Here is a 16,826-nt window from a genome sequence, read left to right on the forward strand (position 1 = left end):
ACGTCACGAAACGGGCAAAAATACGGTATGGATGCTGTTTGCCTGGCCTGGTGGCGCATCGCTGACCTGCGAAGATCCCCTTCCGGAGGGACATGGGTCACATCATGGGGGAGATTGGATCACGAAACGGCCCGGAATCCCGGTCTTTCGCGGATTCCGAGCCGTTTCTTCACATCGGGTGCTATACGGGGCACGGATCGTGGTCCGTGGGTGCCCGGTGTGCCGTGCCGGTCAGCTGAGACGCTCGATGATCATCGCCATGCCCTGGCCGCCGCCGACGCACATGGTCTCCAGGCCGAACTGCTTGTCGTGCCACTGCAGGGAGTTGATCAGCGTGGTGGTGATGCGCGCGCCGGTCATGCCGAAGGGGTGGCCGACGGCGATGGCGCCGCCGTTGACGTTCAGCTTCTCCAGCGGGATGTCCAGCTCGCGGTAGGACGGGATCACCTGGGCGGCGAACGCCTCGTTGATCTCCACCAGGTCGATGTCGTCCATGGTCATCCCGGCGCGCCGCAGGGCCTGCCGGCTGGCCTCCACCGGGCCGAGGCCCATGATCTCCGGGGACAGGGCGGAGACGCCGGTGGCGACGATCCGCGCCAGCGGGGTCAGGCCCAGCTCGCGGGCCTTGGTGTCGGACATGATGACGAGGGCGGCCGCGCCGTCGTTGAGCGGGCAGCAGTTGCCCGCGGTGACCAGGCCGTCGGGGCGGAAGACCGGCTTGAGGGCGGCCACGCCCTCCATGGTCACGCCCGGGCGCGGGCCGTCGTCCTTGGAGATCACCGTGCCGTCCGGGAGGGTCACCGGGGTGATCTCCCGCTCCCAGAAGCCGGCCTTGATGGCCTCCTCGGCCAGGTTCTGCGAGCGGACGCCGAACTCGTCCATCTCCTGCCGGGTGATGCCCTTGAAGCGGGCGAGGTTCTCCGCGGTCTGGCCCATCGCGATGTACGGGTCGGGCAGCAGGCCGTCCTCGCGCGGGTCGTGCCAGCCGGCGCCCTCGGACTCGGCGACCGCGGCGGTGCGGGCCTCGGCCTCGGCGAACAGCGGGTTGTGCGTGTCGGGAAGGCTGTCGGAGTTGCCCTTGCCGTAGCGGGAGACGGTCTCGACGCCGGCCGAGATGAACACGTCGCCCTCGCCGGCCTTGATGGCGTGCAGGGCCATGCGGGAGGTCTGCAGCGAGGAGGAGCAGTAGCGGGTGATGGTGCAGCCGGGCAGGTGGTCCATGCCCATCTGCACGGCGACGATCCGGGCGAGGTTGTTGCCCTGCTCCCCGCCGGGCAGGCCGCAGCCGAGCATCAGGTCGTCGATGTCCCTCGGGTCCAGCTCGGGGATCTTCGCGAGGGCCGCCTGGATGATCGCGGCGGTCAGGTCGTCCGGACGCATGTCCTTCAGGGAGCCCTTGAAGGCGCGGCCGATGGGGGAGCGGGCGGTCGAGACGATGACGGCTTCGGGCATCACGGCTCCAGTGGCGTTGGGACGAAGGGCGGCGGACGGCGCCCGCGGGACGGCACAGTCAGGCTGCTTGGAAGTTACCCGTACGTAGGGGCGCGGTCACGGCCGTGGCGGTGTGATCCTCACCGCAGCTTTCCAAGCGCTTGCTTGTTTTTCCTCCTGTCCTTCGGATGCCTGTCCTGCGGGCGTGTGCCGTGCGGGCGTGTGCCGTGCGGACCGCCCGCCGGGTCAGGGTGCGGCGGGCGCCGGCTGAGGCTCGGGCACCCGGCGGCGCCGGCGCCGCTTGAGCAGCGCCCACGGGCCTCGCGGTGCGGCCGGTGCCGCCGGGGTGACCTCCGTGCCGGCCTCGGACGCGGCCTCGGCCGCCGCCCGGGCCACCGGCAGGATGTCCTCGCGCCGGGAGGCGTCCGGCCGTTCCTCCTCGGCCGGCCACAGCCCGAGTGCCGCACACACCGTCGGCAGCACGGCCATCGTCGCCGTGGCGTACCCCTCGGCGGACGGGTGGTAGTTGTCCGGGCCGAACAGCTCCCGCGGCCGCGCCGCGAACTCCGGGCCCAGCAGGTCGCCCAGCGACACCGTGCGGCCGCCCTGCTCCACCACCCCGATCGTCTGCGCCGCCGCCAGCTGCCGGGAGGCGCGGCGGGCCAGCCAGCGCAGCGGCTGTTGCACCGGCTCGATGGTGCCCAGATCCGGGCAGGTGCCGACCACCACCTCCGCGCCGGCCGTGCGCAGCCGCCGCACCGCCGCCGACAGATGGCGCACCGACTGGGTCGGGGGCATCCGGTGGGTCACGTCGTTGGCGCCGATCATGATCACGCAGACGTCGGGCACCTGGTCCGCGTCCTCCAGGACCAGCCCCACCTGCCGGTCCAGGTCGTCGGAGCGGGCGCCGGGCACGGCGACGTTGCGCAGCCGCACCGGGCGTTCGGCCACCGCGGCCAGACCCGAGGCCAGCAGCGCGCCCGGGGTCTGCCCGGCCCGGTGCACGCCCTGGCCGGCGGCGGTGGAGTCGCCCAGCATGGCCAGGGTCAGCGCGGGCCCGGCGGAGGTGTCGCAGGCGAGCCCGTACACGCCGTCCGCGTACGGGACATAAGGGTCCGTGCCGCCCAGTACGTGACGCCGGGCCAGCCGCACCTCTGCCAGCAGCACTCCCACGGCCGCCACGCCGGCCAGGCCGATCCCGCCGCCGCCGTACGCGGCGCCGGCCGCGATCCGCCGGGGCGCTCTCGCCCTCGACATCTGCGTCATGCCTCGCCGCCTTCCGCTTCGCCCTTCACTGACTGCTTGCCCCGTACCCACGGTCGTCCAATCGTGACGGGGTGTGAACGGGCGCTCGGGATGTCGTGCAGGCCTTACGCTGGCGGCACCTCCACGACCACTATGTGCAGCAACCGGAGACAACGGTGCAATTCCACGACTCGATGATCAGCCTCGTCGGCAACACCCCGCTGGTGCGGCTCAACAGCGTCACCAAGGGCATCAAGGCGACCGTCCTGGCCAAGGTCGAGTACTTCAACCCGGGCGGATCGGTGAAGGACCGCATCGCCCTGCGCATGATCGAGGCGGCCGAGCAGAGCGGCGAACTGCGGCCGGGCGGCACGATCATCGAGCCCACCAGCGGCAACACCGGCGTGGGGCTGGCCATCGTGGCCCAGCAGAAGGGCTACAAGTGCATCTTCGTCTGCCCCGACAAGGTCTCCACCGACAAGATCAACGTGCTGCGCGCGTACGGCGCCGAGGTGGTGGTATGCCCGACGGCCGTGGCACCGGAGCACCCGGACTCCTACTACAACGTCTCCGACCGGCTGGTGCGTGAGACGCCGGGCGCCTGGAAGCCCGACCAGTACTCCAACCCGAACAACCCGCTGTCGCACTACCACTCCACCGGCCCCGAGCTGTGGGAGCAGACCGAGGGGAAGATCACCCACTTCGTGGCCGGCGTCGGCACCGGCGGCACCATCTCCGGCACCGGCCGCTACCTGAAGGACGTCAGCGACGGCCGGGTCAAGGTCATCGGCGCCGACCCGGAGGGCTCGGTGTACTCCGGCGGCTCCGGCCGCCCGTACCTGGTGGAGGGCGTGGGCGAGGACTTCTGGCCCGAGGCCTACGACCGGACCGTCGCCGACGAGATCGTCGCCGTCTCCGACAAGGACTCCTTCCAGATGACCCGCCGCCTGGCCCGCGAGGAGGGCCTGCTGGTCGGCGGCTCCTGCGGCATGGCGGTCGTGGCGGCGCTGCGGGTGGCCGAACGGCTCGACGAGGACGACGTCGTGGTGGTCCTGCTGCCGGACGGCGGCCGCGGCTACCTGTCGAAGATCTTCAACGACGAGTGGATGGCCGACTACGGTTTCCTGGAGGACGAGGGCCCCAGCGCCCGCGTCGGCGACGTGCTGCGCGACAAGGACGGCGGCATCCCCTCCCTGGTGCACATGCACCCGGACGAGACCGTCGGGCAGGCCATCGAGGTGCTGCGCGAGTACGGCGTCTCCCAGATGCCGATCGTCAAGCCGGGCGCCGGGCACCCCGACGTCATGGCGGCCGAGGTGGTCGGCTCCGTCGTCGAACGCGAGCTGCTGGACGCGCTGTTCACCAAGCGGGCCGCGCTGGACGACCCGCTGGAGAAGCACATGTCGGCGCCGCTGCCGCAGGTCGGCTCCGGCGAGCCCGTCGGCGACCTGATGACGGTGCTCGGTGCCGCGGACGCGGCGATCGTGCTGGTGGAGGGCAAGCCGACCGGCGTGGTCAGCCGCCAGGACCTGCTGGCCTTCCTGGCCAAGGGCGGCGGCCGGCAGTAACGGCGCCCGGTGGTCATCAGCCCCGGCACTCTCGCCGAGGCCGGCGGCGGGCCGCTCGTGCCCGTCCGGAAGCGTGGCCTTCGCGGGACTTCCGCGAACGTCGCGGAAGTGGAACGCGCGTGTCACGTGGGCGCAGCACCCGCTTAACACGCGCCGGGCACAGTGGTGGATGCCGGCGGGAGGGAGCGGCTCCCCTCCGGGCCGGCGGCCGATAGGCGTCAGGGACCTCCGGAGCGGCTCCCGGACCTCCATGGACGCCACGGACGCGCAGGACCGGCCCCGACCCGGGCCCGCGTCCCCCCGCGGGGACCGCCGTCGTCCCGCCCCCCAGGTCATGGGGGTGCGGCGGTCCCCGCGCGCAGGCCGTGCACGCCGTCCCCGTAGACCGCGGCCCGGCCCCGCAGCTTTCCGCACGTCACCGGGCCCCGGAGACGTCACCGGCCCCCCGGACATGAACCTCCGGGACGGCTCAGCCCTCCTGTCAGGCGTCGTCCCGGCCGGTGCGGTGCCGGCGGCCGGCGAACAGCCCCGGGGTGGTGCGGGCCGCGTGCGCGACGTTGACGCCGACGATGCCCGCCCAGGCCACGATCAGCCCCGGCAGATCGGCCACATTGCCGCCGATCGCGGACAGCGGGACGGCCAGCACCAGCGAGACGATGCCGAACCCGAAGCGCTCGCCGAAGGAGTCGGCCGCCCTCGGGCCGCGGGCGTCCCGGGCCCGCTGCGTCTGCTGCTCGGCGAGCTGCCGGCGGACCCGGCGCTCCACGGCGTCGTCGATGCGCCGGTCCACCTTCTCCAGGAAGGACTCCACCAGCGCAGCGTCGTACTCCTCGCCCAGCTCCTTGCGGGCCTGCAGGGTGGCGTCGAGTTCCTTCCTCAGATCGCTGCCCCGCTCGTCCAATCCGCTCATGCGCCTCAGGCTAGGAACGCCGGACCGGCTCCGCACTGGGGCAAACCCCCGGTCGTGGGGGTGGCGAGCAGGTGTCCTGTCCGTTCCTTGCCCCTCCTGCATGACCTCATGCAGAGTTGAGAGTGACTGAATAGAAGGTGGTCGGGGAGTACTCTCCGGGACGTCCGACGACTTTTCGGAGGGGGAGCACGTCATGAGCGGGACCGACAGCCCTGCGGCACGGCTGCAGGCGCTCTTCGAAGGACACCGGCTCACGCCGACCCAGCGGCGCATCGCGCACTGCATGGTGCGGCGCGCCGCCGACGTGCCGTTCCTGTCCAGCGTCGAACTCGCCGAACTGGCCGGGGTCAGCCAGCCGTCGGTGACCCGCTTCGCCGTCGCCCTGGGCTTCGACGGCTACCCGGCGCTGCGCCGGCACCTGCGCGAGGTCACCCCCGCCGAACCCGTGGACCGCCCGGCCACCCGCAACGAGTACCAGCAGGCCGTCGAGGAGGAGATCGACAACCTCCGGCACCTCGCTCAGGCGCTGGCCGATCCCGGACCGGTGCGGCAGGCGGCCCGGATCCTCGCCGCCTCGCGCCCGCTGCCGGTCCTCGGGTTGCGCGCCGCCGCCGCGCAGGCGTACGGCTTCGCGTACTTCGCGGCCAAGGTCCACCCGGACGTGCGGCTGCTCGACGAGGGCGGCACGATGCTCCAGGACCGCATCGACTCCGCCGTCCGGGCGGGGGCGACGGCCCTGCTGTGCTTCGCGTTGCCCCGGCATCCGCGTGAGGTGGTGGACACCCTCGCCCACGCCAAGGACGCCGGACTGACCGTCGTCACCGTCGCGGACTCGGCGTTCGCCCCGGTCGCCAAGCACTCCGACGTGCTGCTGCCCGCGGCCGTGGGCACCGGCCTGTCCTTCGACACCGCCTGCGCGCCGATGCTGCTGGGCCGGGTGCTGCTGGAGGCCATGTGCGACGACCTGCCGGACGCCCAGGCGCGGCTGGAGGAGTTCGACGCCACGGCGGCGGCACGCGGACTGTTCGTCGAGTGACCCGCCGCCGCGCCTCAGCCCGTCCAGGAGCCGCCGCAGCCTCGCCCTCTCTCAGATTCGTCTCAGGAACCCTCGCTAGCCTGCCCGCCCGAACGGGACTGTGCCGGAGAGGAAGGAGGCGGCAGTGGCACGCGGAGGTCGCGGAGCGCGCGGAGGCCGGGGACTGGCCCGGGTGGCCGTCGTCGTACGGGCCGGGGCGGCGCCGCTGTGGTGGCTCGGGGTGTGCGCGGCGGCCGTCGGGCTGGCCGTGCCGGGCCTGACCGGACGCCGGATCGGGCTCTGTGCGGGGGCCGCGCTGTTCCTGGTGACCGCGGCCGTGGTGGCGTGCGCCCGGCGCGGGCGGTACAAGACCCTCGCCGGCAAGGCCGTGCGCGCCGGACGGCACGACGTGCTGCAGGACCGGGCCGTCAGCGTCCGCGTCTGGCGGCGCGGGCACCGCTGGTGGCTGCTGCTGGCGTTCCTGGCGGCCCTGGCGAGTGCGCCGGCCGTGCCCGCGGCCGGCGGTCTGCTGCTGGCCGGTGCCGGGACCGGGCTGCGCCTGAAGGCCGCCTGGCTGGGGCGGCTGGAGCGCGCCGGGGACGTGCTGCTGTGGGTGCGGGTCGACTGGCTCGGCAAGCGCGGCGGACGCCCGGCGGGCCCGGCGGTCAAGGGCTTCCGCAGCACCGGCATCGCCGCGGGCGACGCGGCCCCGGGCGGGGCACGCCGCCGCAGCGCGGCGCTCGTCTGACCCGGCGGCCGGGCCGCGGCCCGGCACGGCAGCGGGCCGGCCGCCGTTCCGCCGTGGCCCGGGACCGGCGCACCGGTGGTGCGGCCGGTCCCGGGCGCCGGCGTGTGCCCGGGCACGTGGCACGTGGGCACGTGCACGCGGGGCAGGGCAGTTGTCAGGGCACCTCCAGCGAGGTCAGGGCCGTGGCGTGCGCGCCGCCCGCCTCCGTCACGATCTCCGCCACCGTCTGCGGCTCGCGCACCGTCGCGAACGCGACGCCGCCGCGGCCGTCCGGCAGGTAGCCGTACACCGCGGGCCGGGGCAGGGAGTTGTAGGCGTAGTGGTGCGCGAAGTAGTAGGCGCCGGTGTCCAGCGCGGCGACCACGTCGCCCGGTTCCAGCAAGGCGAGCGAGCGTGCCTCGGCCAGCAGGTCGCCCGCGAAACAGGCGGGCCCGGCGATGTCCTGCACCGCCTCGGGGCCCGGCTTGGGCCGGCCCTCGGCGTCGTACGCGGCCAGCCGCAGCGGCCACGCCTGCGGGGCGTACACCGTGCGGGTGGCGACCTGCACCCCGGCATGCGTCACCGCGACCGGGCGGCCGCCCGCGGTCTTGGTGTACTCCACCCGTGTCAGCAGCGTGCCCTGCTTGGCCAGCAGCGACCGGCCGAACTCGGTCACCAGCCCGTACCGCCCGTCGAACAGCCCCGGCACCGTCTCGGCCAGCAGCCGGGCGTACTCGGCGTACGTCGGCACGGTCTCCTCCCCGGTGAAGTTCACCGGCAGCCCGCCGCCGATGTCGAGGGTGTCGATCTGCCGGCGCCCGGCCCGCTCGTTGATTTCCTCGGCGAGCCGGTAGGTCTCGGCGATGCCCTGGGCCAGCAGCGGCAGCGGGATGCCCTGGGAGCCGGTGTGGGCGTGCAGCCGGGTCAGCCACGGCCGGTCCAGGAAGGCTGTGATCACCCACTCGCGCGCCCCCTCGTCGCGCAGGGCCACACCGAACTTCGAGGTGGCCGTCGCCGTGGACAGTGCCTCGATGGAACCCCCGCCGACCTGCGGGTTCACCCGAATTCCGAGCGGTGAGCGGGGGACGGTGGAGCCCACGAGGGCGTCGATGCGGGCCAGCTCCTGCGGGTTGTCCGCGTTGACCGCGATGCCGAGCGCCAGTGCCTCGCGCAGCTCCGCGGCGGTCTTCGCGGGGGAGTCGAGCACGGTGGCCTCGGCGGGCACGCCCGCCGCCCGGGCCAGCGCCAGCTCGCCCGGGCTCGCCACCTCCGCGCCGATGCCCTCCTCGGCCAGCAGCCGCAGCACCGGCACCAGCGGGGTCGCCTTGACCGCGAAGGCGTGCAGCACGGGCGTTGCGGGGGCGGTGACCTCCTCGAACGCCTGCCGGAGCCGTGCGGCGGCCTGACGGATCCCCGCGACGTCGAGCAGGCCCACGAGGGGCGCGCCCGGGCCGAGCAGCCCCTGCTCCACCGCGGCCCGCACCGCCTCGTCCCGCCGGGCCGCCCGCTCCTCGTCCGCGTCCCGCTCCTGCCGGCGCACCAGATGCCCGTCGCTCATGCCGTCTCCCTCGTCGCGTCGCCGCCCGCGGCGGTCCGTGCCCTGCTTCCAGCCAAACATCCGGACGGCGGCCGCGGGGACACCCCGATGTGTTGACTAGTTCTATTCACGAGGTGAGGATGTGAATAACACGGGACAGCGTGCCCCGAGAGCGATCCGCTAGGAGGCAGACCATGTCAGGACCCCGCCCCGTCCGAGCGCCGCGCGGCACGGAACCGAGCGCCCTGGGATGGCAGCAGGAGGCCGCCCTGCGGATGCTCCAGAACAACCTCGACCCCGAGGTCGCCGAACACCCCGACCAGCTCGTCGTCTACGGCGGCACCGGCAAGGCCGCCCGTGACTGGCGCTCCTTCGACGCCATGGTCCGCACCCTGCGGACCCTCAAGGCCGACGAGACCATGCTCGTCCAGTCCGGCCGGCCGGTCGGCGTCCTGCAGACCCACGAGTGGGCGCCGCGCGTCCTCATCGCCAACTCCAACCTCGTCGGCGACTGGGCCACCTGGGAGGAGTTCCGCCGTCTGGAGGCCCTCGGGCTGACCATGTACGGGCAGATGACCGCCGGCTCCTGGATCTACATCGGCACCCAGGGCATCCTGCAGGGCACCTACGAGACCTTCGCCGCCGTCGCCGCTAAGAGGTTCGGCGGCTCGCTGGCCGGCACCATCACCCTCACCGCCGGACTCGGCGGCATGGGCGGCGCCCAGCCGCTGGCGGTGACGATGAACGGCGGCGTGGCGCTGTGCATCGACTGCGACCCGCGCGCCATCGACCGCCGCATCGAGCACCGCTACCTGGACGTGAAGGCCGACTCCCTCGACCACGCCCTGCGGCTCGCCGTCGAGGCCCGCGACCGGCGCGAGCCCCTGTCCATCGGGGTCCTGGGCAACGCCGCCGAGCTGGTCCCGCAGCTGCTCGCCTCGGGCGCGCCCGTCGACGTCGTCACCGACCAGACCTCCGCCCACGACCCGCTGTCCTATCTGCCGCTCGGCATCGCCTTCGAGGACATGGCCGAGGCCGCCGCGAAGGACCCGGCCGGCTTCACCGCCCGCGCCCGCGAGTCCATGGCCCGGCACGTGGAGGCGATGGTCGGCTTCCAGGACGCCGGCGCCGAGGTCTTCGACTACGGCAACTCCATCCGCGGCGAGGCCAAGCTCGCCGGGTACGAGCGGGCGTTCGCCTTCCCCGGGTTCGTGCCCGCCTACATCCGGCCGCTGTTCTGCGAGGGCAAGGGCCCCTTCCGCTGGGCCGCGCTGTCCGGCGACCCCGCCGACATCGCCCGGACCGACCAGGCGATCCTGGAGCTGTTCCCGGAGAACGAGTCCCTGGCCCGCTGGATCCGGATGGCCGGCGAACGCGTCCGCTTCCAGGGCCTGCCCGCCCGTATCTGCTGGCTCGGCTACGGCGAACGCGACAAGGCCGGCGAACGGTTCAACGACATGGTGGCGCGCGGCGAGCTGAAGGCGCCCGTTGTCATCGGCCGCGACCACCTCGACTGCGGTTCCGTCGCCTCCCCGTACCGGGAGACCGAGGCGATGCGCGACGGCTCCGACGCCATCGCCGACTGGCCGCTGCTCAACGCCATGGTGAACGTCGCCTCGGGCGCCTCCTGGGTGTCCATCCACCACGGCGGCGGCGTCGGCATGGGCCGCTCCCTGCACGCCGGGCAGGTCACGGTGGCCGACGGCACCGCGCTGGCGGGGGAGAAGATCCGCCGGGTGCTGACCAACGACCCCGGCATGGGCGTGATCCGGCACGTCGACGCGGGCTACGACATCGCCGAGTCCGTGGCCGCCGAGCGCGGTGTCAGGGTGCCCATGCGCGAGGGGGAGCAGGCGTGAGCTTCCACAGCATGTGGACCGAGCTGCTGCCCGTCGGCCGCAGCTCCGCCTCCGGCGGCTACCGCCGCTTCGCGTGGACGGCCGCGGACGCCGAGTGCCGGGCATGGTTCGAGGAACAGGCCCGCGCCCGGGGCCTCGCCTGTGAGGTCGACCGCAACGGCAACCAGTGGGCCTGGCTGGGCGATCCGGCCGCCGGAAACGCCGTGGTCACCGGCTCGCACCTGGACTCCGTGCCCGACGGCGGCGCCTTCGACGGCCCCCTCGGGGTGGTGTCCGCCTTCGCCGCCCTGGACGAACTGCGCGGCAGGGGCGTGCGGTTCACCCGGCCGCTGGGCGTCGTCAACTTCGGCGACGAGGAGGGCGCCCGGTTCGGACTGGCCTGCGTCGGCTCCCGGCTGACCGCCGGGAAGCTCACCGCCGAGCAGGCGCACCGGCTCACCGACCGCGACGGGATCAGCCTGCCCCGCGCCATGGAGGCCGCCGGACACGACCCCGAGGCCATCGGGCCGGACCCGGAGCGGCTGGCCCGGATCGGCGCCTTCGTCGAACTCCACGTCGAACAGGGGCGCGCCCTGGACGAGCTGGGGCACGCCGTCGGTGTGGCCTCGGCGATCTGGCCGCACGGGCGGTGGCGGTTCGACTTCCGAGGCGAGGCCAACCACGCCGGCACCACCCGGCTGACGGACCGCCACGACCCGATGCTGCCCTACGCCGAGACGGTGCTGGCCGCCCGGCGCGAGGCCGAGCGGGCCGGAGCCGTCGCCACCTTCGGCAAGGTCGCCGTGGAACCGAACGGCGTCAACGCCATCCCCTCCCTGGTGCGCGGCTGGCTCGACGCGCGCGCCGCGGACCAGGACGTGCTCGACACGGTCGTCGGCGGCATCGAGCAGGCGGCCCGCAAGGGCGCCGACGGACACGGCGTCACCCTGGACGTGGTCCGGGAGTCCTTCACGCCCGTCGCCCGGTTCGACCACGCCCTGCGCGACGACCTCGTACGCATCCTGGCCCGCACGGACGGCCCGGACGTGCCCGTGCTCGGCACCGGCGCGGGACACGACGCCGGGATCCTCTCCGCGAGCATCCCGACCGCCATGCTGTTCGTGCGCAACCCCACCGGCGTCTCCCACTCCCCGGCCGAGTCCGCCACCGAGGACGACTGCCTGGCCGGGGTGCGCGCCCTCGCCGACGTACTGGAAGGACTGGCCTGCAGGTGACCGGCACCCCGACGCGGACCTACTGGCTTCAGCACGCCTGGCTCGGCGACACCGTCGAGCCGGGGGTGGCCCTGGACGTGCACGACGGCCGGATCGCGGCGGTCCGCACGGGCGTGACCGTGCCGCCGCCGGGAGCCGTGTCCCTGCGCGGCCTGACCCTGCCGGGGCTGGCCAACGCCCACAGCCACGCCTTCCACCGGGCGCTGCGCGGCACCGCCCAGGCCGGCACGGGCGACGCCGGGACACCGGAGTCGTTCTGGGCCTGGCGGGACGTCATGTACGCCGTCGCCGACCGGCTCACCCCCGAGCGGTACCTGGCGCTCGCCCGCGCGGTCTACGCCGAGATGGCCCTCGCCGGGATCACCGCGGTCGGTGAGTTCCACTACGTCCACCACGCACCCGGCGGCACCTCCTACGCCGACCCCAACGCCATGGGGGAGGCGCTGATCGAGGCCGCCGCCGAGGCCGGCATCCGCATCACCCTGCTCGACACCTGCTATCTGTCCGCCGGTTTCGGGCAGCCGCCCGACGCCCGCCAGGCCCGTTTCTCCGACGGCACGGCCGAGGCCTGGGCCGAACGCTGTGCACGTCTCAAGGAACGGGATCACGCACGGATCGGTGCCGCCGTCCACTCGGTGCGTGCCGTGCCCGCGGACCAGCTGGCGACAGTGGCGCGGTGGGCCGAGGAGCGGCGGGCCCCGCTGCATGTGCATCTGTCCGAGCAGCCCGCCGAGAACGACGCCTGCCGCCGGGCCCACGGGTGCACGCCCGCCCGGCTGCTGGCCGACCACGGCGTCCTCGGCCCGCGCACCACCGGCGTGCACAACACCCATCTGACCGAGGAGGACATCGCCCTGCTCGGCGGCTCGGGCACGGGCACCTGCATGTGCCCCACCACCGAGCGGGACCTGGCCGACGGCATCGGGCCCGCCGCCGCCCTGCAGCGCGCCGGCTCCCCGCTGTCGCTCGGCTCCGACAGCCACGCGGTCATCGACCTGTTCGAAGAAGCCCGCGCGATGGAGCTGAACGAGCGGCTGCGCACCCGTGTACGCGGCCACTGGACGGCCGCCGCGCTGCTGCGCGCCGCCACCGCCGGCGGACACGCCGCCCTCGGCTGGGACGACGCGGGCACCCTCACCCCCGGCGCCCGCGCCGACTTCACCACCGTGGCGCTGGACTCGGTCAGGACCGCGGGAGCGCCGCCCCGGCTCGGCGCCGAGACGGCCGTATTCGCCGCGACCGCGGCGGACGTGCGGCACACGGTCGTCGGCGGGCGGCACATCGTGCGGGACGGGCAGCACCAGCTCGTGCCCGATGTGCCGCAGGCCCTGGCACGGGCCGTGGAAGCCCTCCGCGGCTGACCCCCCTGGCCACCGGAGAGGACAGCATGAGCAGCAGCACGGTCATCACGAACATCGCCACGCTGGTCACCAACGACCCCTCCCTCGGTGACGGATCCCCCCTGGGCGTGGTCCGGGACGCGGCCGTCGTCGTCGAGGGCGACCGCGTCGTGTGGACCGGTCCCTCAAGGAAAGCACCCGCCACTGACAACCGGGCCGACGCCGGCGGCCGGGCCGTGCTCCCGGGCTTCGTCGACTCCCACTCCCACCTGGTGTTCGCGGGCGATCGCACCGAGGAGTTCAACGCCCGCATGTCCGGCCGCCCCTACAGCGCCGGCGGCATCCGCACCACCGTCGCCGCCACCCGCGCCGCCGGCGACGCCGAGCTGGAGGCCACCCTCACCCGTCACCTCGCCGAGGCCCTGCGCCAGGGCACCACCACCCTGGAGACCAAGTCCGGCTACGGGCTCACCGTCGAGGACGAGGCCCGCGCCCTGCGCCTGGCCGCCCGTCACACCGAGGAGGTCACCTACCTCGGCGCGCACATCGTCGCCCCCGAGTACGCCGCCGACCCGGCCGGCTACGTCGCCCTGGTGACCGGGGAGATGCTCGACGCCTGCGCGCCGCACGCCCGCTGGATCGACGTGTTCTGCGAGAAGGGCGCCTTCGACGGCGACCAGGCCCGCGCGATCCTCACCGCGGGTCAGGCCCGGGGCCTGCACCCGCGCATCCACGCCAACCAGCTGTCCTTCGGCCCCGGTGTGCAGCTCGCGGTGGAGCTGGACGCGGCCAGCGCCGACCACTGCACCCATCTGACGGACGAGGACGTGGCCGCCCTGGCCGGCAGCCGCACGGTCGCCACCCTGCTGCCCGGCGCCGAGTTCTCCACCCGCGGCCCCTGGCCCGACGCCCGCCGGCTGCTGGACGCCGGCGCCACGGTCGCCCTGTCCACCGACTGCAACCCCGGCTCGTCCTACACCTCGTCGATGCCGTTCTGCATCGCCCTGGCGGTGCGGGAGATGCACATGACGCCCGACGAGGCGGTGTGGTCGGCGACCGCCGGCGGGGCGGCCGCGCTGCGGCGCGACGACATCGGCCGGCTGACCCCTGGTGCCCGAGCCGACCTGGTCGTCCTCGACGCGTCCAGCCACGTCCATCTGGCCTACCGCCCCGGCGTCCCGCTGGTCCGGCAGGTGTGGCGGCGCGGCGTGCGCGAGGTCTGACACGACGCCATGCGTACGGCTGCCGTACGACGAGGGCGTCCGCTGCCCCTCGGACAGCGGACGCCCTCGTCACGGCACGGCAGGCCCCGCAGGCCGTCACTCCTCCAGAGTCAGCCCCTTGCGCAGCCTGAGCAGTGTCCGCGACAGCAGCCGCGAGACATGCATCTGCGAGATGCCCAGTTCCTCGCCGATCTCCGACTGCGTCATGTTGGCGACGAACCGCAGGGACAGGATCCTGCGGTCGCGGGAGGGCAGTTCGGCGATCAGCGGCTTCAACGACTCGACATATTCGATCCCTTCGAGCCCGTGGTCCTCGTAGCCGATCCGGTCCGCGAGCGCACCCTCGGAGTCGTCCTCCTCGGGCTGGGCGTCCAACGACGAGGCAGTGTAGGCGTTGGACGCCGCCATGCCCTCGACCACCTCGTCCTCGCTGAGGCCCAGGTGACTGGCGAGTTCCGCCACGGTCGGGGCGCGGTCCAGGCGCTGGGCCAGCTCGTCGCCGGCCTTGGCCAGGTCGAGGCGGAGTTCCTGCAGCCGGCGCGGGACGCGCACGGACCACGACGTGTCACGGAAGAAACGCTTGATCTCCCCGATGATGGTCGGCATGGCGAAGGTGGGGAATTCCACGCCACGGGAGAGTTCGAAGCGGTCGATCGCCTTGATGAGGCCGATGGTGCCGACCTGGATGATGTCTTCCAGCGGCTCGCTGCGGGAGCGGAAGCGGGCGGCGGCGAACTTGACCAGCGCGAGGTTGAGTTCGACGAGGGTGTTGCGTACGTACGAGTACTCGTGGGTGCCTTCCTCGAGGCTTTCCAGCCGCTCGAAGAGGGTCTTGGACAGCGCCCGGGCGTCGTCCGGGGCCACTTCGTCGTACGGGGGGATGTCCGGGAGTCCGGTCAGTGCGGCGGGCGGGGCGGCTCGCCCGGAGGGTGCGTCGTCGTGGAACGCGGGGGGATCCAGATGGTCCGGAGGGATTGTCGACGTCGCCGTCCGGGTATGCGAGGCGTCGAGCCGGGGTGACATGATGTCCTCCATCGTTCTCGGCATATGGCTGCCGAAGCCAGTTCGTGCACTGCGGTGTGCGGCGCCTCCAAAGCCGACGGTGTCGGGTACGTGTCCTTACTAGCCCTACCCGCTTTCCCAACATGACCGCAAGTGCCTTCTGTAGGCATATGTCCGTTTCTGTGCGGTTGTTCAGGTGTCCGGCCGGTGGGGGAAGGCGTAGTGTTCGAGGGCGTCAGTCAGCAGCCAAGACACCCGGGAGAGAGACGGCATGGACCGCGGGACGGTCGGCAGCGCACAGTCGGGCCGGCTTCTGGTGGAGGTGCGGCAAGAGGGCTCCAGCGCTGTCGTGACACCGGCGGGCGAGCTGGACCATCACACGGCGGACCTGCTGCGCGTGCCGCTCGAGGAGTGTCTCGCCAAGGGGCGCTCGCGACTGGTGGTCGACTGCTCGCGCCTGGAGTTCTGCGACTCCACGGGGCTGAACGTGCTGTTGGGGGCGCGGCTGAAGGCGGAGGCCGCCGGAGGGGGTGTGCATCTGGCCGCCATGCGGCCGGTGGTCGCCCGCGTCTTCGAGATCACCGGGGCGGGAGCGGTCTTCGGTGTCTACGACACGCTGGAGGCCGCACTGGCCGGCGGACGCGGTGACGCCGGGGACGCCGGCGGGACCTCGGACACCTCGGACACCGGCGGGGAGACGGCCGACGGCGACCGGTCCGGCGAGGGCGGCACGGCCCCCGGGCCCGGCGCGTCCGGGTGACCGGCCCGTGCGGTCGCGGCCGGTGACCGCCCGCCCTCGGGCGCGGGCGCGGAAAACGGGGGTGTTCCACCGGGGCTGTCGGGCAGGAGTCATCCTGTGCGGAACGGCTCGCGCCCCCTGGACGGACGACGGATCCCCGCGGCCGCGGATCCGGGTGAATCGGCGCACAGCCGCCTCCCGGCGGGAGCCGGCAGGCCCCCGAACGGCGTGTGTACGGGCGTACCGACGCTGTACGTGTGTAGTGACGTGTGAATCGTGAACTGGTGAATCGGTGAGGTGAAGCGCTGATGAGCACCACCCGGCCCTACTCGCCGGGCGACCGCGGCCCGGAGCCCAGCGGCGCTTCCGGGGTGCCCGAGCCGTCCCCGCCGGCGTTCGTGGCGTCCGCGCAGGACGCGACGGCGGTGCCGGGAATCGCGCCGGGCAGTCGCCAGGTCCGCAGGCTGAGCTTCGACGGCGAGAGCGGCGTCGTGCCGCTCGCCCGCGACTTCACCCGTCAGGCGCTGTACGCCTGGGGCTGGCTGCCCGCGTCGACCGCCGACCGGCGGGCCGCCGCCGAGGACGTGCTCCTGGTCGTCTCCGAACTGGTCACCAACGCCTGCCTGCACGCCGAGGGGCCGGACGAGCTGGAGATCTCCTGCGACGACAAGGCGATCCGCATCGAGGTCTCCGACCGCGGCGCCGGACAGCCGGCGCCCCGCACCCCGCACCGCGCCGGCCGCCCCGGCGGCCACGGCATGTTCATCGTCCAGCGGCTGTGCCTGGACTGGGGCGTCGTCCGCGTTCCCGGTGTGGCCGGCAAGAAGGTCTGGGCGACGCTCGGCGCCCCCGCGTAGCACCCGCACAAGCCCCCCGCGCCGCCCGCCCCGCTCCGGCCGGGGCGGGCGGCGCGCTGCTGCGGCGGCCGGCGTTCCGCGGCATGCGGCCGGGACGCAACGAGGCCCCCGCCGTCCTCGGACGGACGCGGGGGCCTCGGGGTACGGAAGGGGGCGGAC

General features: G+C 73.6%; 13 protein-coding genes and 1 pseudogene. 9 read left to right on the forward strand and 5 right to left on the reverse strand.

Annotated elements, in window-relative coordinates:
• Positions 1-231 precede the first annotated feature (231 nt).
• Both IE286_RS13675 and IE286_RS13680 read right to left on the reverse strand, forming a co-directional pair.
• On the reverse strand, positions 232-1,452 hold the full coding sequence (locus IE286_RS13675; RefSeq protein WP_189796963.1) for an acetyl-CoA C-acetyltransferase: 1,221 nt from the start codon (positions 1,450-1,452) through the stop codon (positions 232-234).
• Positions 1,453-1,677: 225 nt separating this feature from the next.
• Positions 1,678-2,697: an SGNH/GDSL hydrolase family protein gene (locus IE286_RS13680; protein ID WP_189796964.1), complete on the reverse strand. Its 1,020-nt coding sequence runs from the start codon at positions 2,695-2,697 to the stop codon at positions 1,678-1,680.
• Between the two features lie 155 nt (positions 2,698-2,852).
• On the opposite strand from IE286_RS13680, the gene IE286_RS13685 reads away from it, so the two are divergent.
• A complete protein-coding gene (locus IE286_RS13685) occupies positions 2,853-4,244 on the forward strand; it encodes a cystathionine beta-synthase (protein WP_189796965.1) in 1,392 nt (463 codons plus the stop codon).
• Between the two features lie 481 nt (positions 4,245-4,725).
• Here IE286_RS13685 and IE286_RS13690 read toward each other — a convergent pair whose 3' ends face one another.
• Complete coding sequence (locus tag IE286_RS13690; RefSeq protein WP_189796966.1) at positions 4,726-5,154, reverse strand: hypothetical protein; 429 nt, start codon at positions 5,152-5,154, stop codon at positions 4,726-4,728.
• A 193-nt stretch (positions 5,155-5,347) separates the two neighbouring features.
• Here IE286_RS13690 and IE286_RS13695 point away from each other — a divergent pair, with 193 nt between their 5' ends.
• Both IE286_RS13695 and IE286_RS13700 read left to right on the forward strand, forming a co-directional pair.
• On the forward strand, positions 5,348-6,190 hold the full coding sequence (locus IE286_RS13695; RefSeq protein WP_189796967.1) for a MurR/RpiR family transcriptional regulator: 843 nt from the start codon (positions 5,348-5,350) through the stop codon (positions 6,188-6,190).
• A gap of 124 nt (positions 6,191-6,314) precedes the next feature.
• Positions 6,315-6,917: a hypothetical protein gene (locus IE286_RS13700; RefSeq protein ID WP_189796968.1), complete on the forward strand. Its 603-nt coding sequence runs from the start codon at positions 6,315-6,317 to the stop codon at positions 6,915-6,917.
• Positions 6,918-7,071: 154 nt separating this feature from the next.
• Here IE286_RS13700 and IE286_RS13705 read toward each other — a convergent pair whose 3' ends face one another.
• Positions 7,072-8,454, reverse strand: coding sequence for a type III PLP-dependent enzyme domain-containing protein (locus IE286_RS13705; protein WP_189796969.1), 1,383 nt, complete (start codon positions 8,452-8,454; stop codon positions 7,072-7,074).
• Between the two features lie 173 nt (positions 8,455-8,627).
• Between IE286_RS13705 and hutU the strand changes: the two genes are divergently transcribed.
• From hutU to hutI, 4 genes are read left to right on the forward strand one after another with little or no spacing between them, the layout of a single operon-like run.
• Complete coding sequence (gene hutU, locus IE286_RS13710) at positions 8,628-10,292, forward strand: urocanate hydratase (RefSeq protein WP_189796970.1); 1,665 nt, start codon at positions 8,628-8,630, stop codon at positions 10,290-10,292.
• The gene (locus IE286_RS13715; RefSeq protein ID WP_189796971.1) at positions 10,289-11,506 is read left to right on the forward strand and encodes an allantoate amidohydrolase; all 1,218 of its coding nucleotides are present in this window, start codon (positions 10,289-10,291) and stop codon (positions 11,504-11,506) included. The genes hutU and IE286_RS13715 overlap by 4 nt, the downstream gene beginning before the upstream one ends.
• On the forward strand, positions 11,503-12,867 hold the full coding sequence (locus tag IE286_RS13720; RefSeq protein ID WP_229862670.1) for a formimidoylglutamate deiminase: 1,365 nt from the start codon (positions 11,503-11,505) through the stop codon (positions 12,865-12,867). The genes IE286_RS13715 and IE286_RS13720 overlap by 4 nt, the downstream gene beginning before the upstream one ends.
• A gap of 26 nt (positions 12,868-12,893) precedes the next feature.
• The gene (gene hutI / locus IE286_RS13725) at positions 12,894-14,069 is read left to right on the forward strand and encodes an imidazolonepropionase (RefSeq protein WP_189796972.1); all 1,176 of its coding nucleotides are present in this window, start codon (positions 12,894-12,896) and stop codon (positions 14,067-14,069) included.
• Between the two features lie 96 nt (positions 14,070-14,165).
• Here the strand turns inward: hutI and IE286_RS13730 are convergent, their stop codons facing one another.
• On the reverse strand, positions 14,166-15,104 hold the full coding sequence (locus IE286_RS13730; RefSeq protein WP_189796973.1) for an RNA polymerase sigma factor SigF: 939 nt from the start codon (positions 15,102-15,104) through the stop codon (positions 14,166-14,168).
• Between the two features lie 238 nt (positions 15,105-15,342).
• On the opposite strand from IE286_RS13730, the pseudogene IE286_RS13735 reads away from it, so the two are divergent.
• Both IE286_RS13735 and IE286_RS13740 read left to right on the forward strand, forming a co-directional pair.
• Positions 15,343-15,717: pseudogene (locus IE286_RS13735) on the forward strand (STAS domain-containing protein); the annotation flags it as partial.
• Positions 15,718-16,118: 401 nt separating this feature from the next.
• On the forward strand, positions 16,119-16,667 hold the full coding sequence (locus IE286_RS13740; RefSeq protein ID WP_189796974.1) for an ATP-binding protein: 549 nt from the start codon (positions 16,119-16,121) through the stop codon (positions 16,665-16,667).
• Positions 16,668-16,826: the final 159 nt, after the last annotated feature.

This window comes from Streptomyces thermodiastaticus, assembly GCF_014656135.1.
Classification (GTDB): Bacteria; Actinomycetota; Actinomycetes; order Streptomycetales; family Streptomycetaceae; genus Streptomyces; species Streptomyces thermodiastaticus.